Origin of the sequence: Gilliamella sp. CG16, from assembly GCF_046635785.1 — a bacterium.
GTDB classification, from domain to species: Bacteria; Pseudomonadota; Gammaproteobacteria; order Enterobacterales; family Orbaceae; genus Gilliamella; species Gilliamella apicola_I.
On the sequence record NZ_JBIDFL010000010.1, the window covers coordinates 59472 to 80857 of the forward strand.

General features: G+C 35.7%; 25 protein-coding genes. 9 read left to right on the forward strand and 16 right to left on the reverse strand.

Annotated elements, in window-relative coordinates:
* Window position 1: 1 nt before the first annotated feature.
* The 12 genes from fliQ to fliF form a co-directional block, all read right to left on the reverse strand.
* The gene (gene fliQ / locus ACGH47_RS09405) at window positions 2-271 is read right to left on the reverse strand and encodes a flagellar biosynthesis protein FliQ (protein ID WP_065558107.1); all 270 of its coding nucleotides are present in this window, start codon (window positions 269-271) and stop codon (window positions 2-4) included.
* A 37-nt stretch (window positions 272-308) separates the two neighbouring features.
* Window positions 309-1061 carry a flagellar type III secretion system pore protein FliP gene (fliP, locus tag ACGH47_RS09410; RefSeq protein WP_324101200.1) on the reverse strand — a complete coding sequence of 251 codons (753 nt, stop codon included), beginning with the start codon at window positions 1059-1061 and terminating at the stop codon, window positions 309-311.
* A gap of 6 nt (window positions 1062-1067) precedes the next feature.
* Entirely contained in the window at window positions 1068-1511 is a 444-nt protein-coding gene (fliO, locus tag ACGH47_RS09415) for a flagellar biosynthetic protein FliO (protein ID WP_411623293.1), read from the reverse strand.
* Complete coding sequence (gene fliN / locus ACGH47_RS09420; RefSeq protein ID WP_267349965.1) at window positions 1511-1891, reverse strand: flagellar motor switch protein FliN; 381 nt, start codon at window positions 1889-1891, stop codon at window positions 1511-1513. The genes fliO and fliN overlap by 1 nt, the downstream gene beginning before the upstream one ends.
* The gene (fliM, locus tag ACGH47_RS09425; protein ID WP_411623294.1) at window positions 1884-2921 is read right to left on the reverse strand and encodes a flagellar motor switch protein FliM; all 1038 of its coding nucleotides are present in this window, start codon (window positions 2919-2921) and stop codon (window positions 1884-1886) included. Before fliM ends, fliN begins: the two co-directional genes overlap by 8 nt.
* Window positions 2922-2926: 5 nt before the next feature.
* Window positions 2927-3394, reverse strand: coding sequence for a flagellar basal body-associated FliL family protein (locus ACGH47_RS09430; RefSeq protein ID WP_267349961.1), 468 nt, complete (start codon window positions 3392-3394; stop codon window positions 2927-2929).
* A gap of 179 nt (window positions 3395-3573) precedes the next feature.
* Window positions 3574-4746 (reverse strand): flagellar hook-length control protein FliK, encoded by a 1173-nt coding sequence (locus ACGH47_RS09435; protein ID WP_411623295.1) that lies wholly within the window; start codon window positions 4744-4746, stop codon window positions 3574-3576.
* On the reverse strand, window positions 4736-5200 hold the full coding sequence (gene fliJ / locus ACGH47_RS09440) for a flagellar export protein FliJ (protein WP_267349957.1): 465 nt from the start codon (window positions 5198-5200) through the stop codon (window positions 4736-4738). The genes ACGH47_RS09435 and fliJ overlap by 11 nt, the downstream gene beginning before the upstream one ends.
* Window positions 5201-5209: 9 nt before the next feature.
* Complete coding sequence (gene fliI / locus ACGH47_RS09445; RefSeq protein WP_370632185.1) at window positions 5210-6592, reverse strand: flagellar protein export ATPase FliI; 1383 nt, start codon at window positions 6590-6592, stop codon at window positions 5210-5212.
* Complete coding sequence (locus ACGH47_RS09450) at window positions 6588-7355, reverse strand: flagellar assembly protein FliH (RefSeq protein WP_411623296.1); 768 nt, start codon at window positions 7353-7355, stop codon at window positions 6588-6590. Before ACGH47_RS09450 ends, fliI begins: the two co-directional genes overlap by 5 nt.
* The gene (gene fliG / locus ACGH47_RS09455; RefSeq protein WP_220216119.1) at window positions 7339-8337 is read right to left on the reverse strand and encodes a flagellar motor switch protein FliG; all 999 of its coding nucleotides are present in this window, start codon (window positions 8335-8337) and stop codon (window positions 7339-7341) included. The genes ACGH47_RS09450 and fliG overlap by 17 nt, the downstream gene beginning before the upstream one ends.
* Window positions 8334-10076: a flagellar basal-body MS-ring/collar protein FliF gene (gene fliF, locus ACGH47_RS09460; RefSeq protein WP_267378488.1), complete on the reverse strand. Its 1743-nt coding sequence runs from the start codon at window positions 10074-10076 to the stop codon at window positions 8334-8336. The genes fliG and fliF overlap by 4 nt, the downstream gene beginning before the upstream one ends.
* A 178-nt stretch (window positions 10077-10254) precedes the next feature.
* Between fliF and fliE the strand changes: the two genes are divergently transcribed.
* Window positions 10255-10566, forward strand: coding sequence for a flagellar hook-basal body complex protein FliE (gene fliE, locus ACGH47_RS09465; RefSeq protein WP_267378490.1), 312 nt, complete (start codon window positions 10255-10257; stop codon window positions 10564-10566).
* A 93-nt stretch (window positions 10567-10659) separates the two neighbouring features.
* On the opposite strand, the gene fliT is transcribed toward fliE, so the two are convergent.
* From fliT to fliD, 3 genes are read right to left on the reverse strand one after another with little or no spacing between them, the layout of a single operon-like run.
* Entirely contained in the window at window positions 10660-11007 is a 348-nt protein-coding gene (gene fliT / locus ACGH47_RS09470) for a flagellar protein FliT (protein WP_267349948.1), read from the reverse strand.
* A gap of 14 nt (window positions 11008-11021) precedes the next feature.
* A complete protein-coding gene (gene fliS / locus ACGH47_RS09475) occupies window positions 11022-11402 on the reverse strand; it encodes a flagellar export chaperone FliS (RefSeq protein ID WP_411623297.1) in 381 nt (126 codons plus the stop codon).
* Between the two features lie 12 nt (window positions 11403-11414).
* Entirely contained in the window at window positions 11415-12848 is a 1434-nt protein-coding gene (fliD, locus tag ACGH47_RS09480) for a flagellar filament capping protein FliD (RefSeq protein ID WP_411623298.1), read from the reverse strand.
* 333 nt (window positions 12849-13181) lie between these two features.
* Between fliD and ACGH47_RS09485 the strand changes: the two genes are divergently transcribed.
* From ACGH47_RS09485 to flgL, 8 genes are all read left to right on the forward strand, one after another.
* Complete coding sequence (locus ACGH47_RS09485) at window positions 13182-13994, forward strand: flagellin (protein WP_267349944.1); 813 nt, start codon at window positions 13182-13184, stop codon at window positions 13992-13994.
* 181 nt (window positions 13995-14175) lie between these two features.
* Window positions 14176-14892 carry an RNA polymerase sigma factor FliA gene (locus ACGH47_RS09490; protein WP_267349942.1) on the forward strand — a complete coding sequence of 239 codons (717 nt, stop codon included), beginning with the start codon at window positions 14176-14178 and terminating at the stop codon, window positions 14890-14892.
* A 191-nt stretch (window positions 14893-15083) separates the two neighbouring features.
* Complete coding sequence (flhD, locus tag ACGH47_RS09495) at window positions 15084-15404, forward strand: flagellar transcriptional regulator FlhD (protein WP_411590504.1); 321 nt, start codon at window positions 15084-15086, stop codon at window positions 15402-15404.
* Window positions 15405-15417: 13 nt separating this feature from the next.
* Complete coding sequence (gene flhC, locus ACGH47_RS09500; RefSeq protein WP_065558124.1) at window positions 15418-16020, forward strand: flagellar transcriptional regulator FlhC; 603 nt, start codon at window positions 15418-15420, stop codon at window positions 16018-16020.
* 59 nt (window positions 16021-16079) lie between these two features.
* Entirely contained in the window at window positions 16080-16964 is an 885-nt protein-coding gene (gene motA, locus ACGH47_RS09505) for a flagellar motor stator protein MotA (RefSeq protein ID WP_065558125.1), read from the forward strand.
* Between the two features lie 2 nt (window positions 16965-16966).
* Complete coding sequence (gene motB / locus ACGH47_RS09510) at window positions 16967-17863, forward strand: flagellar motor protein MotB (RefSeq protein WP_267360993.1); 897 nt, start codon at window positions 16967-16969, stop codon at window positions 17861-17863.
* A 181-nt stretch (window positions 17864-18044) separates the two neighbouring features.
* Window positions 18045-19688 (forward strand): flagellar hook-associated protein FlgK, encoded by a 1644-nt coding sequence (flgK, locus tag ACGH47_RS09515; RefSeq protein ID WP_411623299.1) that lies wholly within the window; start codon window positions 18045-18047, stop codon window positions 19686-19688.
* Window positions 19689-19702: 14 nt separating this feature from the next.
* Complete coding sequence (flgL, locus tag ACGH47_RS09520) at window positions 19703-20659, forward strand: flagellar hook-associated protein FlgL (protein ID WP_267349934.1); 957 nt, start codon at window positions 19703-19705, stop codon at window positions 20657-20659.
* A 223-nt stretch (window positions 20660-20882) separates the two neighbouring features.
* Here the strand turns inward: flgL and ACGH47_RS09525 are convergent.
* The coding region (locus ACGH47_RS09525; protein WP_411623300.1) for a hypothetical protein at window positions 20883-21386 on the reverse strand (504 nt) is incomplete at its 5' end.

Genomic DNA, 21386 nt, shown 5'->3' on the forward strand with positions numbered 1-21386 from the left:
TTTAGCTGGTTAGATTTGGAATATTGGTAATAACAATTTTAATATAGTCAGTCATTGTTGATAGCATTGACGGCCCTAAAACAATTAAGACGACAATTACCGCTAAAATTTTAGGAATGAAAGATAAGGTCATTTCGTTAATTTGTGTTGCAGCTTGTAATAAACTAATAATCAAGCCGGTCACCAATGCAGCTAAAAGTAAAGGGCCAGCAAGTGAGGCTGCGACTTTGACAGCTTGAATAGCAAGCGTACTAATCGAATCAGGTGACATAATTTTCCTTAATTTAAGAATCTTGAATTTATGTTTTTCAACTAAAAAAGCTCTGTGCCAGTGAACCTAGTAACAAATGCCAACCATCCGCTAAAACAAACAACATTAATTTGAATGGTAGAGATACGGTTGCAGGTGGTACCATCATCATGCCTAATGCCATTAACGTACTTGCAACAACTAAATCAATGACTAAAAAGGGGATAAAAATCGTAAAACCAATTTGAAACGCTGTTTTTAATTCACTGACGACAAAGGCAGGTACTAGTACATTCAATGGCACTTGTTCTCGTGTTTCAACTTCGTTGACATGAGACATATTCATAAATAAGGCGAGATCATTTTCCCGTGTTTGGCTTAGCATAAATTCGCGTAATGGTTTTGCAGCTGTTGTTAAGCCTTCTTGCATCGTGATTTGATTTTGTGAATAAGGAATATAAGCATCTTGATAAATTTTATCGATCACCGGTGACATAATAAAAAATGTCATAAATAGTGCAATGCCCAAAATAACTTGGTTGGGTGGGGCTGATTGCGTGCCAAGCGCATTGCGTAATAATCCCAATACAATGATGATTCGGGTAAAACTGGTCATCAAAAGTAAAATAGCAGGTATAAACGTGAGTAACGTTAAAAATACCAATGTTTCAACAGGTAATGACCAACTATGTTCACCATTTTGTATTGTTTCAGTCATAAACGGGAGTGATGAAGGATCGGCAAAACAAAATCGGCTAAAAAACAATAAGCTTAATAATGTCGTTAGCAATATAAAAATTTTTAACCGCACAAGGCATCACTCCTTTTTCGTTTTTAACGCTGATTGCAAGATTTGCTTGAACACATTGTTATCAGCTGATTTAGCAACGGGTGTTGATTGTGATAATAATTTTTCGGCACGGTGTTCATCAATGGTATGTAGCAACGTCATATGATGCGAAGTGATACCGACAACCAATAATTGCTTATCCACCTCAACTAACATGATTCGTTCTTTTGGACTAATGCAATGCGTTGCTTTAACATCAATAAATGCATTACGTTTCTTATTATGACCCAGACGTTTAACTATCCAACCTAACAATAGAATCATAAAAATGACACCAATTAGCGCCGTGCCAATTGATGTGCCCATTTGACTGTAAAGATTTAATTCAGATGATGACGATACAGTATTGCTCGTGATAGTGTGGATACTTGAGGTTGAGATCTTAGTCATATTTTTTAGGTTTATCGCCATTAACGGCTCAGTCTGCGCACACGCTCGGAAGGAGTTATAATATCGGTAATACGGACACCGTAATTATCACCAACAACGACAATTTCGCCTTGAGCAATCAAATAACCATTGATCAAAATATCTAAAGGTTCGCCAGCAAGTCCGTCGAGCGCAATCACTGATCCTTGAGTAAGATTGAGTAAATCTTTGATTGTCATTTTAGTTCGACCAAGTTCGACACTTAAATGAACAGGAATATCTAAAATAAGATTGATATCTTGTTTTTTATCTTCTGTATGATTAGGTGAAAGTGTTTCAAAAATGGCTTCTTTGGCAATGAGTTCATCATTAATCGTATCATTCGCTTGGTTTTCGTCATTATTTTGTTTGTTATCAGTCATTGAATTCCCCTTCATTCAATTGTTCTAATACAGGATTAATTACTTGTTCTACTTGAATAGCATATTGTTTATGGGTTTTTCCATAGTGACCTTTTAATATAGGTACACCCCCGACAGTAACATCAAGAAGAGTTGGTTTTTCGATTACTAAAATATTATCTACTTTGAGCGCAAGTAGTTTGTCTACTGTTGTTTGAATTGTCGTAAAGTTAGCAACTAACTCGACGGTAGATTGTTTGATGCCACTGGTTAAAGAACTCATCCAAATGTTATCATCTTGATGCGTTTGTTGCTCAATCGGTGGTTTTATCAGTAACTCTTTAATGGGTTCAACCATTGAATAAGGAATACAGATACTGAATGTTGTTTTAGAATTACCAATTTCAACTTTAAAGTTTGATGTTAAAACGACATCATCCGGTGAACTTGTGATATTGGTGAATTTGCTCTGTATTTCTGAACGAATGTATTCAGTTTCAATTGAATATATATCTGTCCAGGCATTTTGATAAAACGTTAACGCTAGTTCGAGTACGCGTTTAATAATTTGCTGTTCGGTATGGGTAAATTCACGTTCTTCTGTATCGAGTTGCGAAGCATGGCCATCACCACCAAATAAAGTATCAACCACGGTATAAACAATCTCAGGCGAAAACGCAAATAAGCTTGAACCTCGCAATGGATTGAGGTGCACAAGATTTAAATGGTTAGCCGCTGAAATCTGTGAAAACTCTTTAAAAGTTTGAGGTTCAATCGGTGAGGCAATGACATCCGTATTTCGTCTTAATAAGTTAAATAAACCTATTCTAAATTGACGAGCAAAGCGCTCATTCACAATTTCTAACGCAGTTAAACGTTCAGGAATAAAACTATGTTTGACAGATAAATCATAAGGTTTAACTTCAATTTTTTTTGATGATATATGATTGTCAGGATCTTTCTTATTTGTTGTCATTGGTTTGTCTTCGGACGGTGGTAAGCTATCAGAAGACTCATTCATATTACGCGTAGGCGCTTGCTTATCCGACATGATAATCACCGTATGATAAAATCGGTAAACAATACTTCATCCACCTTCACTGAATGTTTAGGATCGTATTGTCTGGATAGAGCGACTTTGATTTGCTCTTGTAAATCAAGTTTACCTGTTTCAAGCTTTAAATTATTGACATATTGTTTAGACGTTAACAGTAATACATCGCTTCTGACTTCTGGTAAATATTCTAATAGCACAGATTTTTGTTCTTCGTCAGCAACACGTAATACCATACCAACATAGAGAACTTTGTTAATTTCTGTACTATCTTCTGAAGTTGGTAATGAAATTGTAAACGGTTTTAGTGTTAAAAATACCGGTGATAAAACAGGTGGCTCTTCTTTAGCTTTAATTGTATTTTTAGACTGATTTTGGAACCATAAATAGGCAGTTGTTGCTAATGCTAACATTGTAATGATAATAAGTATTAGGTTTAAAATACTCACTTTTTTCTTGGAAGTTGGCATGTTTATTCTTATCTCAGTTAAAATTTGGAAAAATAATAACCAATTGAATGGTTAAAAATACAAGAATAATAGATCAAGCTGACAGAATTGATTTGAAGAATAGGCGATAAAAATATCACCTATTCAGCCTTTTTATTCTCTCATCATTTAAAAAAATAAATGCAATGCCTTACTCAGCTTTACGCAAATATACTCAACCCCGATTTTGCTAAATGATTACTAACCTGATTAGGTTGATGAATTTCCTCAATGACGTTTGAATGTTCAATTATTGGTGTTTGACGATTCTTTGTTTGTTGATATTGCGCCGACTGATCAGCATCATTCATCATTGAAAAGTCACTAATATCGGCTTGCTCTAGTGTGATACCTTGCTCTTCAAGCGAACTTTTCAAATAGGGTAAGGCAGATTCTAAAACGCTTTTGACTACGGCATGAGCAGTCATCATATGCAAGTTCATTTTATCTTCCAACATATCCAATTTTATATGTAATGAACCTAGCTCTTGAGGATTAAGTTTAATATTCGCCGTTTGAATCCCTTGCCGGTTAAACATGATGATCTGCTCAGTCAGTGATGACGTCCATTGTTGATTTGTGACTGCGACAGGCAAGTTTATCGACGTGGTGATTTTTGCAGGCGTCAACATTACTCCTGTTGGATCTTGTCCATGCGACGATGTGGTTATTGCTGTCTCTTGATGGATAGTCATATCGCTTGTGAACTGCTGTATCGAAACATGACGTTGTTGGTTTTGTAATTCTGCTCTAGCATTATTCAACGGAAAACAATTATTTGCGACGGCTGATAATTGACGATTTGAACTCTTTTTCAAAGTGGCTATTTCAGTGTTATTTAAGTTCGCACTAAAATGATGTGGGTTACTTCCCTTTATTGCCATATTGTTTTGCAATGAAAGTTCATCGATTATTGCTTCACGCTCATCAAGGCTATTAACGGGTAATCGTTGCTCGTCATCAGTGATGTCTGATGCGAAAGAATTTAATCTATTGATTGCATCATTTAAGGGGTTAGTGATTGCACTATTAAGATGATATGAAAGATGACTTGCCGGTAATTTGTCACGCATTTCTGATTGAATCATACTGGTATCATAAGGGAAAACAGGGAAGATTAATCCATCAAGACTATTGTTTTGATCATCAAATTCACATCCCTCATAGTCAATTTGATTTAGGTTGTTTGGCTGTTCTGGATGCGATAACGGCTTTTCATTGTCAGCCAATAACTGCTGAAAAAGATTCGCATCATTCACATTAGCTTCCTCATCAAGTTGTTTTGATAGATTCGTTGATATTAATTGCATATCACTATTTAAATTAATATTCATGTAATACTCTCCTTGATAACTGTTGCTGGGCAAATTCATCCGTCATTTTTTGCTGTATTCGATTTTGAAGTTGTAATTGCTTTTTGTGCTGTTTTTCTAATAACGTGGTATAGGTATTCAAACTTTTATTGGATTGATTAAGTTCGTTGGTTATCTGTTGTTGTTTAATCGCTAATGTGAGTAGCAATTTTTTTTGTTGTTCGATACCTTGCTCAATATTGGCTATAAATGCGGTAAAATTAGTTAATTCGCATCCTTTAATACCATTCGATAAAGCGCTATTTAATTGCTGTTGATATTCAGCGTAATAATCATTAAGTACCTTAAGTTGTGATTGTGCTTGTTGATGACTTTCGTTTGCTTTTTTTAATCGAATTAAACTATCATCAATCGATTTTTGTGCTAACTGTTTTAAGGTTAAAAAAGCATGTTGTGTCGAATTTTTATTGTTCATGATACTTCCTTACGATCCCATGGCGTTAGGATCAACAATTGCAACTAGCTGTTGATAGGCTTCTTGATAACTACAATGTTCATTAATCCCTTGCTGTAAAAAGGTTTGCATAGCCGGAAATAGCGTAATTGCTTTATCTAATAAAGGATCAGTACCGGCGACATAAGCACCAACATTGATTAAATCACGATTACGTTGAAAGCTCGAAAACAGTTGTTTGAACAGACGTGATTTTTTCTCATCTTCAGGCGCGGTGAGATCCGTCATAACACGGCTAATGGAGGCTTCTATATCAATAGCTGGATAATGACCCGATTCAGCAAGTGAGCGTGAAAGTACGATGTGCCCGTCTAAAATAGCCCGGGCTGAATCAGCAATCGGATCTTGTTGATCATCTCCTTCGGTTAAAACGGTATAAAATGCGGTAATTGCGCCTTTACCATGATTATCATTACCGGCTCTTTCAACCAGAGCGGGTAATTTAGCAAATACCGAAGGGGGATAACCTTTCGTCGCTGGTGGCTCACCGATAGCTAAGGCAATTTCACGCTGCGCCATTGCATAGCGAGTGAGCGAATCCATAATTAAAAGGACATTTAACCCTTGTTCACGAAAAGATTCCGCAATTTTGGTGGCGTAAGTCGCCCCTTGTAAACGTAATAATGGTGATACATCCGCAGGCGCTGCTACCACGACAGCGCGTGACAGTCCTTCTTCGCCTAAAATATTTTCGATAAAGTCTTTAACTTCTCGTCCCCGTTCGCCGATTAAACCAACGACAATAACATCTGCTTGGGTGTAGCGTGCCATCATACCGAGTAACACACTTTTACCGACGCCCGAACCGGCAAATAACCCCATTCGCTGTCCTTGCCCAACGGTGAGTAGAGCATTGATTGCTCTAACCCCTACATCGAGCACTTGATGAATGGGCGTACGTTGTAATGGATTGAGTGTTTTACTCGATAAGCCTTGATACTCGACATTTTCCGGTAAGGGTTTTCCGTCTAGCGGTTTTCCCATTGCGTCAACAACTCGCCCCAATAACGTCATACCAACCGGTAATAATTTGTGACTAAAATGGGCTAAATCGTATTGTGCGGTGTACACTCTTGCGCCCAGTAAAATACCGTCAGTGGATTCGAATGGCATTAGGTAAAGTGTATGTGCATTAAACCCTACCACTTCGCATTCAACGGCATCGATATGACCTTGGCACTGTCTTTCAATATAACAGTTGGAGCCTAATGGTAATTTTAATCCCACTGCTTCAAGGACTAGCCCAGACGCTTTTACTAATCGACCATAATGACGAATCAATGATAAATCTTTAAGCTGCTTTGTTGCTTGAAGGAGTTTGGTTGACCATTGACTTGAGTATCGCACGTTAATGGTTCTCGCCTTGTAAGTGATCAGACATCATTTGCCAATGTTGATTAATATTGCTATTCACTTCGTTGGTATCTGTCAATAATTTACATCCGCCTTCTTCAACATTTGCATCAGCAACAAATTGCCATTGGTGTAGATTAATATCATCATTTAACATCGGTTCTAACCAGCGTAAATCAGCAGGGTTAAGGTGTAATACGATTGGATCAGATAACATAGAACATTGTTCAACTAATTGATTAATCGTGTGCATTAATTGCTTTTGTTTAACTTTAGATAGGCTACCAACCGTTTTTTGTGCTGCAACTAATGCTAAATCAAATAATTGAGGCACAATTAATTCGTCAATCTCTTTAATGGATTGCTCAAAATTGTTGATTAAGTGTGTGATAGCTTGAACAGCTTGTTTTTTTTCATCATCAAGTTGTTGTTCAATCTGTTCACGACCTTGCTGTTGACCAACTAAATATCCTTGGTCATACCCAGATTGTTTGCCATTCTCAAAGCCCTCTTTATGACCTTGTTCGAATCCTTCTTGATAGGCTTGTGATTTTGCTTCTTGCTTTAACAGTTCTAACTCTTCTTCACTGATAGAGGGAGCCGGTACAACATCTATGTGTTCTGGCTCAGGCTCACTTTCTACTTCGTCAACCTGAGTAGACATAGATTGTTGTGTTAATGGTGAAAAGTCTGATGACGATAAATCCTGAAAACAGAGCGGTTCCCAGCTTAATTTATCTGAACTATTACACATATTCGTCATCACCGCTACTTAAGATAACTTCACCGGTTTCAGCTAAGCGACGCGCAATAACCAAGATTTTCTTCTGCTCCGTTTCCACTTGTGATAAGCGCACCGGCGGTCTGTTTTCAAGATCTTCACGTAAAATAGAGGCTGCGCGTTGTGACATGTTGCTAAGTAATTTGTCACGTAATGCAATTGAAGCACCTTTTAATGCAATAATGAGCGTCTCGTTATCGACATCTTTAAGTAGACGTTGGATGCTTCTATCATCCACTTCAACCAGATTTTCAAACAAGAACATTTCATCAATAATTTTCTGTGCAAGTTCATTGTCGTAATCGCGTAATGCGTTGATAACCAGCTCTTCTTGTTGGCTCTTCATTAAGTTAATGATTTCGGCTGCGGTTCTGATTCCGCCTAAGTTATTAAGTTTAATATTTTGTCCGTGTAATAATGTTGATAATGACGTAGATAATAATCGGAGTGCTGACGGTTCAACACCACCAAAAGTGGCAATACGTAACATCACATCATTACGTAAATCGTCATCGAATAGATTAAGAATTTCCGCCGCTAAATCTCGGTGTAAATGGACTAAAATAGTGGCAATAATTTGTGGATGTTCTTTTTTAACCAAATCAACAGCTCGAGCAGCATCAACAAAATTAAGCATTTCAAGACCGTCGGTGGCTTCTTCAATATCTTTTCCTAACAGCTCATCGAGTAAACGACCAGCTTTTTCACTACCAATAGATTTTTCTAATACTGAACGTAAGTAGCCATTGGTATCTGTATTAAGTACCGCACACTCTTCTAGTGTTTTTTGGCATTCATTAAGAATACCTTTTAACTGTTCTTGTGAAAGCTGTGGCAAAGACATCATCGCACTACTGATTTGTTGCACCTCTTTAGGATTGAGATATTGCATCACTTGTGCAGCGATTTCTTCACCTAACACCATTAAAACTGTTGCGGCTTTTTGTGATTCATTTAAATTCATTCGTTGCTGTCCTCTTTACTGATCCAGCTGCGAATAATTAACGCCATAACACGTGGATCCTTCTCAACAATTTTACGGATGTACTGCTGTTGTTGCATATTATCTTCAAATATCTTCTGCTGTTGTTTACTGTGCGCTTTGTAATCTAATTTTTCATCAATACTTGTTTGGGTATCTGATGTATTATCTGGCGTACTGAAGTATTGTCGTTGTAACTTCATCCAAACATTACGTAATACTTTGCGCCAAATTATCCACGCAATGAAAATATAGATCAGATATTTAATGCCTGTTTTAGTGTTTTCATAAAATTGGTGAGTTTCCCAAAATGCCAATCCGTCATTTTCATCATCAAGTTGATCACTAAATTTTAAATTAGCTACAGTTAAGGTATCGCCGCGTAAATCTGAATATCCCATTGCTTGACGAGCTAACGCTTCAATATTTTTTAGCTCTTCATTATCCAGTTTGACCCATTGTGGCGTATTGTTGTTGGCTTCATTTGTTTTTTCGTCTGTTTCAGATGTTGCAGACACATTATTCACATCGGAATCTGAATGATTAGCATCTGGATCGACATATTTATAATTGACTAACACGGCAACCGATAAACGTTTGATTCTGCCCTCGGGTATCTTACTGTGAACAACTTGCCGGTTAACTTCGTAATTTAAAGTATTATTTGACTGTAAATTATAGATTTTTTGTTTCTCATCTTGTTCTTTTGATTCAGGTTGTTCATCAATTGATGCACTTGCGGTTGGCGCAGGTTGATTAGATAGTGCACCGGGGACGCCGCCTATGCCCGCATTATTACCCACTTGACGATTTTCGATTCGCTGTTTGCTGCGAATAGTTTGGTTAGCGATATCACTATTTGGATCAAAGGTTTCCGATGTCGTTTCTTGTCGACTAAAGTCAATATCAGCATTGACTTGTACCATGACATTTTTTTTACCTAAAATCGGAATAATAATTTTTTCCACACGCTCACGAACGCTATTTTCAATGCGTTCATTAAATTCTAAATGAGCAATATTAAATGTTTTATCTCGATAATTTTCACCGGTGAGTAAATTACCTTTCTGATCGATAATGGTAACTTTATCGGCTTGTAATTCAGGTACACTACTTGAAATAAGGTGAATAATGGCATCAATTTGACGTTGTGATAGACTACGACCAGGTAATAAGGTTAATGCGACAGAAGCTGAAGGAAATTTTCGTTCTCTGACAAATAATGAGGGTTTAGGCATAGCTAAATGCACTCTGGCATCATCAATACTACTAATGATTGAAATTGTTCGGGATAGTTCACCTTCTAAAGCACGTTGATAATTGATCTGCTCGTTAAATTGGCTCATCCCAAAACTTTCTTTATCAAGCAATTCAAAGCCAACGGCGCCCCCTTTTGGTAATCCAAGTTGAGCAATGCGTAAACGCGTATCGTAAACTTTTTCTTCAGGAATTAAGATGGTTGAACCAGATGATGTGAATTTATAAGGAATATTCATCTTATCCAATTGACTAATGATTTCACCGCCATCTTTGTCGCTTACATTACTAAACAAAACCCCATAATCGTCATTTTTCATCCATAAGTAAGTCATACTTAAGATGGCTAATATCACCACGCCGGCAATAAGTAGCAGCATTTTTGGATTTTGTTTTAATTGATTGATAAAAGGTAACTTATTTAATATTGATTCGCCTTTTTTACCGACAGTTTGGCTAGTCATAAATATCCTAATTCTAAACTAATTAGATGAATTCTAGAGTTTATTATCTGTGTATTTAGAAAAATCAATAGCTAAAAAAGAAAAGGATTTTCCCCTTACTTGTGGCATTTAAATTTTTTGTTGTATGGTAAATTGAGGATTAGTTGAGCAATTTAAATAAGATTAAAATTTTAACCACATGAATACTTTAAATAATTTTGACAATAGCGTTCTCTCATCGATAAAATCCCCCAATCTGCTTGAAAAAAAACAATCAATTTCCAATCAATCCGGTTTTGCCACTGAACTAAAAATGGCGTTGGATTCTATTAGCCAAACGCAAATACAGGCTCAAAATCAAGCAAAAGCGTTTGAACTGGGTGAACCCAATATTGCCTTAAATGAAGTTATGGTGAATATGCAAAAATCGACGGTTTCACTTCAATTTGGTATTCAAGTTCGTAACAAACTTGTTGCGGCTTATCAAGAAATCATGAATATGAATGTTTAATATGCATTAAACATTGATATAAGTGCAAGATCGTTAATGTCTAGTCAATATTTTCAATCTTGCACTTAGCAAATATTTAATAAAATTTATCTGTTAAATTAAGTTAGCGACGTGTTGGTAATTTTCAATTTTACTCTGTTGACGGACTTTTTCTCCGATTAATTCCCCTAATTCAGCATGCCGTGTGGTAACTAATTGGCTGATTTGCTGTTGATAACTTAAGATATTTTGAATATACATTCGTACTCTATCTTTACATTGCGTGGGGACGTGTTCGGTAGTTAAGGTACCGTCAAGTTCTATAATATTTTCAGATAATTGTGAGTATTGATTTTGCCAACTCAGTAACGTATTCCAATCTTCCTTATGTGCGCTGATTAACATTTGTTCTGTCACATAATCAAGTTGTTCATAGTGTTTTAATAATGTTGTTCCTTTCATAACCATCTCTTTTTTTATTTTGCAATTTCACGCCAAGATTCAGCAATATTGTTGAGTAGGTCAAAACAGTTTTGTAGCTTATCTTGATCGTTATATAAATTAGCCAGTACTAATTGTTGGCTGATATAGTGATACAAGCGCTCTAAATTTTCGGCAATTTCGCCTCCTTTTTCTAAATCTAAACAGCTTTTTAGTCCGTTATCAATGATATTGATTGCTTTTGATATCGCCATTCCTTTACCTGCTATGTTTCCTTTCTGAATGTATAATTTGGCAAGTTTGATCGCATTTAGTGCGCCATCATAGAGCAATACGATCAATTGATGTGGTGAGGCTTGGCTCACACATGTTTCTAAATTAACTTGCTCATAAGCTTGAGATCCTAATTTATACATTATTGTTAATCCTTATTTTTTCATGTTTGCCATCATTTCGAATTGGGTTGTTAAATAATTACTCATACTGTCTAATGAACTAATTAAAACATCTAATTTAGTAAATTGGACTCGATAGCGTTCGACGGTTTGCTCAATTGAATTGTTCACTTGTTCATATCGTTTATCTAACGATTTCAATGTTGAATTTAATCCTGTGGTGGCTGAATCAATCATGCCTTCACTATCTATAAATCCACTGACTTTATTAAATACTTCATTAGCAATACCGGTGGTCTCACCGTCACCGGTAAATAACGTAGCAACAGCATCACTATTTTCACTTAGCGCTTTTTTTAATTGATTTTCATTGATAGTAAGTGAACCTTTGTTATCCATGTTAACGCCAATTTGGGCAAGAACAGAAAATTCACCTGATTGACCCTTAGCAAAGATTGAACGAATACTTTGATCGATATTACGTAGCGTAGAATCACCAATTAGTGGACCATTATTGTTGCTTAACTCGTCAGAATTGGTCTCTTTAGCGGTAAATTGAGTCAGGCTTGAAATGGTTGATTGTAATTGATTAAATGCCTCAACCCATTCTTTTATTGCCGTTTCTGCTTTTTCATTATCAGCAGTAATAGCTAAATTTTGACTGGTCGTGGTGGTTGCTTTTAAGGTGATATCAACACCTTCAATCACTTCTTTAATGGTATTTGAAGCACTTGTTATAGCAACACCATTAAATGTTAATTTAGCATCTTGCGCTTTAGCAACTTCTACCATATTACTTGTGTCGGGTTGCTGATGATTAAATCCAATAATTTTATTGAGTTTTTCATCGTCGGAAGAAATTGACGTAATGGCTTGTTGTTCACCAGTTTCTTTCGATGTGATAACTAATTGATAACTATCTGAACCACTGCGAACAATCGCTGCACTCATGGTTGAATGACTACTTGTCCCATCTTCATTAACCACTTTGGCATTATTAATGGCGTTGGCAATGGATTCTAATGATGTTTCGTCCTTAGACAGGTTAACTTCAAGTTTTTGACCATTAGCTTGTTCAATGGTAATGGTTCTTGTTTCATTGTCATTACCTAAATTTGTGTTCTTATCATTAATGGCTGATGTTGCAATACTGTGTGAAGTCGCCAACTGATCAACAGTCACCGCATAATTACCTAATGCCGCTTTATTATTGACTGTTGTGGTAAAATAATTGTCATTACCTGCTGATGCTCGACTATAAAAAAGTTCTTTTTTCTGTAGTTTTTCTGTAGCAGAATTAAACGAGCTCAACGCATTTTTTAACTTACCGAAGCCACTGATTTTGGCATTAATCGCTTTTTGTTGAGCGGTGATCGGGGTTAAACGTGTTTTTTCAACGGATTCTAACTGACTTAATACTTCATTAAGATCGATACCAGAACCAATCCCTAAAATGCTCATTGCCATAATTTTTTGCCCTTATTTAATCACTATTTATCAACCATAACTTATCTAGCTGTTATATCGGCTTTTGGCATAAAAAGTTTAGAAGAAATTTGTGATTGATTGCTGGTTTTAAAAAAATTAAAAAATAAAATATCTTTCTTATTGATTTAATAAACTGAATTATAAAAAGATATTTTAACTATGGGGTTTACTTTTAGTTTGATAACACAACAAAAAATAAAAATTATTAAAGTTTCCTATTTTGCTACCGATAAGTTAATTATCAGCAAATATATTGGACATCTTGCTTCAATATGCCGTTGATTTGACTAATCATATTAAGGAGATAAAAAAATGGCACAAGTAATTAATACTAATACTATGTCTTTAATGGCAAAAAATAACCTGAATAATTCACAAAGCGTTCTAGGTACAGCAATTGAACGTTTATCATCTGGTATGCGTATTAACAGCGCAAAAGATGATGCGGCAGGTCAAGCTATTGCTAACCGTTTTTCATCAAATATTCGTGGTTTAACTCAAGCTGCTCGTAATGCTAATGATGGTATTTCACTTGCACAAACTACTGAAGGTGCATTAAACGAAATCAATAACAACGTACAACGTATTCGTGAGTTAACTGTTCAAGCTGCAAATGGTACTAACTCTCAAAGCGATTTAGTATCAATCCAAAACGAAATCGATCAACGTTTACAAGAGATCGACCGTGTTTCTAAACAAACTGATTTCAATGGTTCAAAAGTATTATCAGAAGATAAAACCCTTAAAATTCAAGTAGGTGCAAACGATGGTGAAACCATTGAAATCAATTTGAAAAAAATCGACAGTACTGAGCTTGGTTTAGCGGGTTTCAATGTTTCTGATAAACCAACTGCCGATCCATTAAAAACCCTTGATGCAGCGCTATCTAACATTGATGCATTACGAGGTCAATTAGGTGCGGTGCAAAACCGTTTTGAATCAACTGTAACTAACATCAACAACACAGTAAACAATTTAAGTTCTGCACGTAGCCGAATTGAAGATGCGGATTATGCAACTGAAGTTTCAAACATGACTCGTGGTCAAATCTTACAACAAGCAGGTACTTCAGTTTTAGCACAAGCAAATCAGGTGCCACAATCTGTACTTTCTTTATTACAGTAAGAGTTAAATCTATCTGATATTCTACTCAATTGAATTGTACAACATAGTAATAACGGTATTTTTGATATCGTTATTACTAATAATCATAATTACCTCTTTTTTATATCTTTATTCATCACATTAAATCCATTTGTTAAGGACATAATAGTATTAAGCATATTTTTAACCTTGGCTCCTAAAAATGGATGATAGCTTATATAACTCGCAAGGCATAATTAATCAAGTCGACTGGCAACAGTATATCCATTTAGTTCGTAATGAAGCATTAAAATTAGCCGTTCGTCTGCCTACCACAATTGAACTCGATGATTTACTGCAAGTTGGTTACATCGGCCTGTTAGATACGATAAAGCGTTATGATGTATCTCAAGGCTATACGTTTGCCACTTTTGCAATACCGAGAATAAAAGGGGCAATGTTAGATGAACTCCGTAGTCGGGATTGGCTACCAAGACAAACTCGGAAAAAGATTAAAGATATTACTCAAGCCATTAATCAACTGGAACAGAAACTCGGTACCACGCCCAATGATCACCAAATTGCAGAATATTTGCAATTATCGATTTCTGAATATCGTAAAGCGTTGTTGGATTCAAATTGTAGTCAAATCTGTTCTTATGACGAAATGCAGAAAAAATTAGGGGATAACATCGATGCTATTGTCGATCATGGTGAAGATAGTGATCCTTTTTCGACTATTATCAATGACGAAATTCGTGACCAAATCGCTCGACAAATTGATAAGTTACCCGAAAAAGAAAAAATGATTTTAGCCCTGTATTACCAAGAGGAACTGAATTTAAAAGAGATTGGAAAAGTCATGGATATTAGTGAGTCACGAGTCAGTCAACTACATAGTCAAGCGATAAAAAGAATACAAAGTAAAGTGAAACCATAGAAAAATAAAAATAAACTGCGTAAAACAAAGCGTAATTAAACGAAAATAAATTGAAATGATTTTTTTATTGACCTTTCTCGTTTAAAAATGTAATTTTATGTGTAAAAAAACAGTTAATAATAAATTTTGATTGTTTTTTGTTTTTTTACTGCGAAATAAAATAAATAGGATTGGTGATTAAATTGGGTAATATACTAGAAGACGATATTCTTAAATGTATACATCATTTAAATCTTTCAACATTATTGTTATGCCAACGAATGCTTGAAAAAGACAAAGCGATGGCGATGTTTAGATTAGGTATTGATGAAGAAACTGCTGACGCAATAAGTAATTTAACTACATCACAAATGTTAGTGTTATCTGAAACAAATCAATTAACATTTCAATTACGATTTGAAAATTCAGAAATGATTAAAAAACTAACTGAAGATTCTCGGATTAGCGATATTAAACAGATGCATACAGGGATTCTTTTATCTAGTTTACTGTTAGATTCAATCAATAAGTAGGTAGGTAATTAAGATGAGATGTACAAGTATCGTTCAATCATATAAAGAAGTCCAACTCGCTATTCGTTTAATTTCACTCGGCGCCAGAATTCAAATGCTTGAAAGTGAAACAAATCTTAGTCGTGGTAAGTTGATAAAACTGTATAAAGAAATTCAAGGTTGCCCGCCACCGAAAGGATTGTTACCGTTTTCAACAACATGGTTTATGACATGGGAACCGAATATCCACTCAAGTATTTTTTATAATGCTTATCATTTTTTAGTGAAACATGGCACCAAACCCGGAATACAATCGATTTTAAAAGCTTATCAGCTTTATCTTGAACAATGTCCGGCTTACAACGAAGAACCAGTATTAGGATTAACTCGAGCTTGGATATTAGTTAAATTTGTTGAAAGTAAAGTGATGCAACAATCATGCTGTAAAGAGTGTAAGGGGCGTTTTATCACGCATGCATACCAACCACACAACAGTTTTGTTTGTAGCTTATGTCAACCACCATCACGGGCAGAAAAAAATCATAAGACACATCAAGAAAATCAGGCTAAATGTTTGCAAGTGCTATCTGTCGCTCATGGTTTTAATTCAGAGGTTGCAAAGCAGTTAGCAAGTTAAATAAATATTAGGAATATCAGTCCTATTTACTGTTATTTTATGGAGAAAGAAGAAAGCCAATGCTAATCATTATAGGATATATTGTTGTTATTGCCTCTGCTTTATTAGGTTATGTACTTAGTGGTGGTTATTTAGCAGTACTTTTTCAGCCATTAGAATTTTTGATTATTGGTGGTACGGCTATCGGCGCTTTTATTGTCAGTAATGAAAAAAAAGTGATCAAAAAAACGCTCAAAGCATTAGGGCAGTTATTTAAATCATCCAAATACAATAAAGCATTATATTTAACGCTAATTAATTTAATGTACACCATTTTAACTAAAATCCGTCAAAGTGGCGCACTATCGATAGAAGGAGATATTGATAATCCACATGAAAGTGAATTGTTTAAGCAATATCCGCTTATTTTAGCCAATCCTCGAATTTTAGATTTTATCACTGATTACTTGCGTCTGATGATTAGTGGCAATATGGATGTTTATGAAATCGAAGCCCTAATGAGTGAAGAAATTGAAACTTATGAACATGAACTTGAAAAACCGGTTAGTGCGATTTCAAGTATTGGTGATGGTTTACCTGCTTTTGGTATTGTTGCTGCCGTTATGGGGGTCATTAACACTCTAGCTCAAGCCGATAGACCAGCAAGCGAACTGGGTGAACTGATAGCACATGCGATGGTAGGAACGTTTTTAGGTATTTTATTGGCTTATGGTTTTGTTTCGCCTTTAGCTGCATTGTTAAAGCAACGAAATTCAGACACGGTCAAAACTCTTGAATGTACCAAAGTGATATTGATCGCCAGTATGCATGATTATGCGCCACAAATTTGCATTGAATTTGGTCGCAAAATGATATTTTCTGATGAACGACCATCTTTCTTTGAATTGGAAAAATATATTCAAGACGTGAAAGATAAAAATGCCAACTCAACCGAAAATAATTAACAATGAAAGATAACTCAATAAGAATTATTACTCGCAAAAAGTCAGGGCATGGAGAAGGGCATCATGGTGGTTCGTGGAAAATCGCTTATGCTGACTTTATGACCGCCATGATGGCGCTGTTTTTAGTTATGTGGTTAATCGCAAAATCAACGCCGCAGGAACTACAAGGAATTGCTGAATATTTTAGAACACCGTTACTTATGGGGCAAAATGGCGGTCAAAATATCAGTGATAGTGAAAGCCCGATACCTGGCGGTGGTGATGATGTTACTCAGCAACTGGGTGAAGAAAAAAACGATATTGCCAATCAACAGCAACAAAGCGAATTTGAAAAAAAACAACTTGAAAAAATTCAGTTGATTGAAACAGCACGCAAAATTTTTGAAATGTTTGAACTCGATCCTCGTCTAAAAAAATTAGCACCTAATTTAATTATTGAACTCACTGAAATGGGGTTACGTATTCAAATTCTGGCATCAGATGATAAACCGATGTTCAATGTAGGCAGTGCGGTTATACATCCTGATATGCAAAGCATTTTGCATGCCTTAGCACCTATTTTAAATTCATTACCTAATAAAATAACCTTATCGGGTCATACCGATGAACGTCAATATGTCACTGGTGATAGAGGTTATAGTAATTGGGAGTTATCAGCTGACCGAGCCAATTCATCAAGACGAGAACTTATTGCAGGTGGATTAGATAAAAATAAAATTATTCGTATTGTTGCGCTTGCTGATACCGTGGGATTAAACAATCCACATTATAGTAAAGATGCCAATCGACGAATCAGTATTTTAATTTTAAATAAATCGGCACAACAATATATTGAGGATGAAAACAATATGACTGGCATTGATTTTTTAAAACAGGCTAAGCCAGTTAAACAAAATTAATCCTATCGTTATATTATGAAAGGCATGAATCAAAAAAAATCTACTGAATTGAAAATAAAAAAATAAAAATTCAAAAAAAATAGCAAAAATGATTAAAGCTTTAATGAATTGTGCCGATATAAAAATTAAGTTTACAAATAATCATGATGTTATTAACTAAGTTATATTAAGGAGTTTTTTAATGGCAAATTCATTGATGAATACTGGAATTAGTGGATTAAATGCAGCGCAAAATATGCTTAATGTAATTAGCAATAATATCAGTAATGCCCACACCGCAGGCTATAATCGCCAACAACAGATATTAACGCAGGCAAATGGTACTCATCATCATTTTGGTTTTGTCGGTAATGGGGTTTCAGTGACAGCGGTAAATCGTGCATTTAACCAATTTGTTGTTGGGCAATTGCGACAATCGCAATCACAAAATGGATCGATTAAATCATATTATAATGAATTATCAAAAGTTGATAATCTTTTAGCTGAAAATGAAAACAGCATTTCATCGCAAATTAATAATCTTTTTTCTAGCTTAAATAAGCTTACGTCAAATGCGGGTGATGCCTCGACAAAACAATCGGTTATCAGTAATTTGACGTCGTTGGTTGGACAATTTAATAAAACCGAAAATAATCTTAAAAATCAAATTGCCAATATCAATACTGAATTAACGAATAATGTCGCTCAGGTTAATACTTATTTAGAGCAAATTGCCGAATTAAATCAAAAAATTTCAAAATTACAGGCCGTGAGTGGTGGTAATGAACCTAATGCCTTGCTTGATCAGCGTGATCAGCTGGTCAATGAATTGAGCGAAATTATAGGAATTACCGTGACGGAGCAAAATGGACAATATAATCTGTCGTTAGCTAACGGTTTAAGTTTAGTGCAGGGATCGTCGGTGAACTTACTATCTGTTCAACCGTCACAACAAGATCCTGCAATAAATACAATTGTTTACACGCATAATTCTGGTGCGACTCAAGAACTGACAAGTCAAAATATCGCATCAGGCCGATTAAATGGATTATTAACTTTTCGTGATGGACCACTCTCTCAAGCTCGCAACCAATTGGGCTTAATTGCACTTAATTTAGCTGAGCGTTTCAATGAAGTACATATGTCTGGCGTGGATATCAATGGTCATGCCGGTGAAAAAATGTTTGATTACCGTCAACCAAGTAGTATCACCAATGCTAAAAATCAAGGTAATGCTACCGCTAAAATCAATTTTGATTCAGTCACCGAAGTTAAAGCCTCGGATTATAAAATTGAATTTAATGGTACTGATTGGGTTGTGACAAGACTGTCTGATCATCAAACTATTACCCCTCAAATTGAAGATGGCAAACTAATGTTTGATGGTTTATCAATTGAAATAACGGGTAATGCGGTGAAAGGGGATTCGTTTTTAATTAAACCTGTTGCTGATATCGCATCGTCATTAGCGTTGTTAGTGACAGATGTGAACAAATTGGCAACCGGAATTAATGATGAAGAAAACGGTGCGGGTGATAACCGCAATGTGAGCAAATTATTAGACATACAAAATGAAAAATTAATTAACGGTACAACGACCTTAAGCAGCGCTTATAGCACGTTAGTTAACTATATTGGTAGTGAAACTCAAACCGCTAAAATTTCGGCACAATCAAGCCAAAATATAACGCAGCAGATTGACGAACAAAATCAATCAATATCGGGCGTAAATATTGAAGAAGAGTATATCTCTATGCAAGTTTATATGCAGTATTATCAAGCAAATGCAAAAGTTATTGATGCTGCAACAACGCTATTTGACACTATTTTAGGTTTAGCGAAGTGATAAAAGGATAAAAAATGCGTGTAAGTACCAATTCAATGTATCAAAAAAATTTAAATAGTATTTTAAACACCAACAATAAATGGCAAAAATCGGGATTACATTTAGCAACGGGTAAAAAGATTTTATCGCCTTCTGATGATCCTATGGGCGCATCACAATCATTAATATTAAAACAAGCGCAATCTCGAAACGACCAATTTCAAGCCGCGCGTGAAAGTACCGATAAGTCACTTAGTCGTCAAGATACTATCTTAAAAGAAGTTAATACCGTCATACAAAGTATTCAAGAAACATTGGTTTATGCCGGTAATGAAACATTAAATGATGAAAATCGACGTGATTTGGCAAATAAATTACAAGGTTTAAAAGATCAGCTTGTCGCTTTAGCCAATTCAAAAGACACTAACGGCAATTATCTGTTTGCCGGTAATAAAAATGATACGCCCCCTTTTGTGGTTAGTGAATCTGGCGAAGTGAGTTATGTCGGTGGTACCACCACAATTAATATTTTTATTGATGATTCACGCGAAGTCCCACTCAGTTTTACCGGTCTTGAAGCCTTTATGACAGGCTCTACCGTTAAGTTGCCAGACGGTTCGCCAGCAGAAAGTAATCTATTTGCGAGTATCGATTATGCGCTTGACGCGTTAAAGCTCGATTTAGATGACAACAATGAAGATACCATTAAGCAATATCGTGAAGGCTTATCTAAAGCAAGTTGTGGTGTTGATAACTCATTTGATAATGTTTCGACCCTTAGAGCAAAAGGCGGAACAGTATTACAAGAAGTCGAAAGATTAACAACACTGGGTAAAACGCTAGATATTGAGTTTGAAACGCAAATTAGCCAACTTGAAGATGTAGATTGGTACGATGCCATTTCAGAATACGTTATGCTTCAAGCTAACTTACAAGCAGCACAGTATACTTTTATGAGTATGCAAAGCATGTCACTGTTTCAAATGAAATAGTCGAGTGAAAACAGATAATAGTATTCATTTCTACTCATTATAACTAGAATATATATCCAACAAGTTTAGGAGGCTTAAGCCTCCTTTTTTATGTCTCTGTTCTATAAGTCAATAATAACCCGTGGAATTAAATAGTTAGTTGCTAACTGACAAGGTTTAAACAGGGTGTTAGCAAAAATCCTGCCCCCTGTAAGGGGGGACATAAGGGCAATACTTAACATGGCTATTTTTCCGCCCCGACTTCGCAACGAATTTTATCCCACCCTTGGTAAGGTTCGGGTTGGATATGTTTCATTGACTCAACCCGATTTTTATATTCTTGATTATCTAGAAGCCTATCATAGGCACCAAAATTAGAGCCGTCTCTAATCCGTTCATCAGAAAAAGCTGCGGAAGGATAATATATTGGGTATTCTTTTAACCCAAGTCCGTAATCAATTTTGTTATAACGATAAGATGCGCCAAATATTACCTCGCCATTTTTTAACACAAAATAGCCGGTATTGCCTGAGATAGTAAGCGGTATATCACCTTTTATTGGATCAAAAAAAATGTCCTCAATGGGCGAATCATCAACACCAATAAAGAAATCGACTTCATCACCGGGTACCGCTGCCATGGGTGATACTCTGGCTGTAATAAAATGCTGTCCGCCATCAACGGACATGGCAAAGTCGGTTAAATTTTGGGTAGGAATGGCAATATACTGCTTGCCGGGGTTGTAATA

Coding starts and splice junctions, on each gene's coding strand:
- fliS (WP_411623297.1), bottom strand. CDS start 11,402: ATGTATAAATTAGGATCTCAAGCTTATGAGCAAGTTAATTTAGAAACA.
- ACGH47_RS09490 (WP_267349942.1), top strand. CDS start 14,176: ATGGATGATAGCTTATATAACTCGCAAGGCATAATTAATCAAGTCGAC.
- ACGH47_RS09430 (WP_267349961.1), bottom strand. CDS start 3,394: ATGCCAACTTCCAAGAAAAAAGTGAGTATTTTAAACCTAATACTTATT.
- ACGH47_RS09435 (WP_411623295.1), bottom strand. CDS start 4,746: ATGAATATTAATTTAAATAGTGATATGCAATTAATATCAACGAATCTA.
- fliO (WP_411623293.1), bottom strand. CDS start 1,511: ATGGCGATAAACCTAAAAAATATGACTAAGATCTCAACCTCAAGTATC.
- motB (WP_267360993.1), top strand. CDS start 16,967: ATGAAAGATAACTCAATAAGAATTATTACTCGCAAAAAGTCAGGGCAT.
- flgK (WP_411623299.1), top strand. CDS start 18,045: ATGGCAAATTCATTGATGAATACTGGAATTAGTGGATTAAATGCAGCG.
- fliJ (WP_267349957.1), bottom strand. CDS start 5,200: ATGAACAATAAAAATTCGACACAACATGCTTTTTTAACCTTAAAACAG.
- fliQ (WP_065558107.1), bottom strand. CDS start 271: ATGTCACCTGATTCGATTAGTACGCTTGCTATTCAAGCTGTCAAAGTC.
- ACGH47_RS09485 (WP_267349944.1), top strand. CDS start 13,182: ATGGCACAAGTAATTAATACTAATACTATGTCTTTAATGGCAAAAAAT.
- fliD (WP_411623298.1), bottom strand. CDS start 12,848: ATGGCAATGAGCATTTTAGGGATTGGTTCTGGTATCGATCTTAATGAA.
- fliM (WP_411623294.1), bottom strand. CDS start 2,921: ATGTCGGATAAGCAAGCGCCTACGCGTAATATGAATGAGTCTTCTGAT.
- fliT (WP_267349948.1), bottom strand. CDS start 11,007: ATGAAAGGAACAACATTATTAAAACACTATGAACAACTTGATTATGTG.
- fliN (WP_267349965.1), bottom strand. CDS start 1,891: ATGACTGATAACAAACAAAATAATGACGAAAACCAAGCGAATGATACG.
- ACGH47_RS09450 (WP_411623296.1), bottom strand. CDS start 7,355: ATGACGAATATGTGTAATAGTTCAGATAAATTAAGCTGGGAACCGCTC.
- motA (WP_065558125.1), top strand. CDS start 16,080: ATGCTAATCATTATAGGATATATTGTTGTTATTGCCTCTGCTTTATTA.
- fliG (WP_220216119.1), bottom strand. CDS start 8,337: ATGAATTTAAATGAATCACAAAAAGCCGCAACAGTTTTAATGGTGTTA.
- flhC (WP_065558124.1), top strand. CDS start 15,418: ATGAGATGTACAAGTATCGTTCAATCATATAAAGAAGTCCAACTCGCT.
- fliE (WP_267378490.1), top strand. CDS start 10,255: ATGAATACTTTAAATAATTTTGACAATAGCGTTCTCTCATCGATAAAA.
- flgL (WP_267349934.1), top strand. CDS start 19,703: ATGCGTGTAAGTACCAATTCAATGTATCAAAAAAATTTAAATAGTATT.
- fliF (WP_267378488.1), bottom strand. CDS start 10,076: ATGACTAGCCAAACTGTCGGTAAAAAAGGCGAATCAATATTAAATAAG.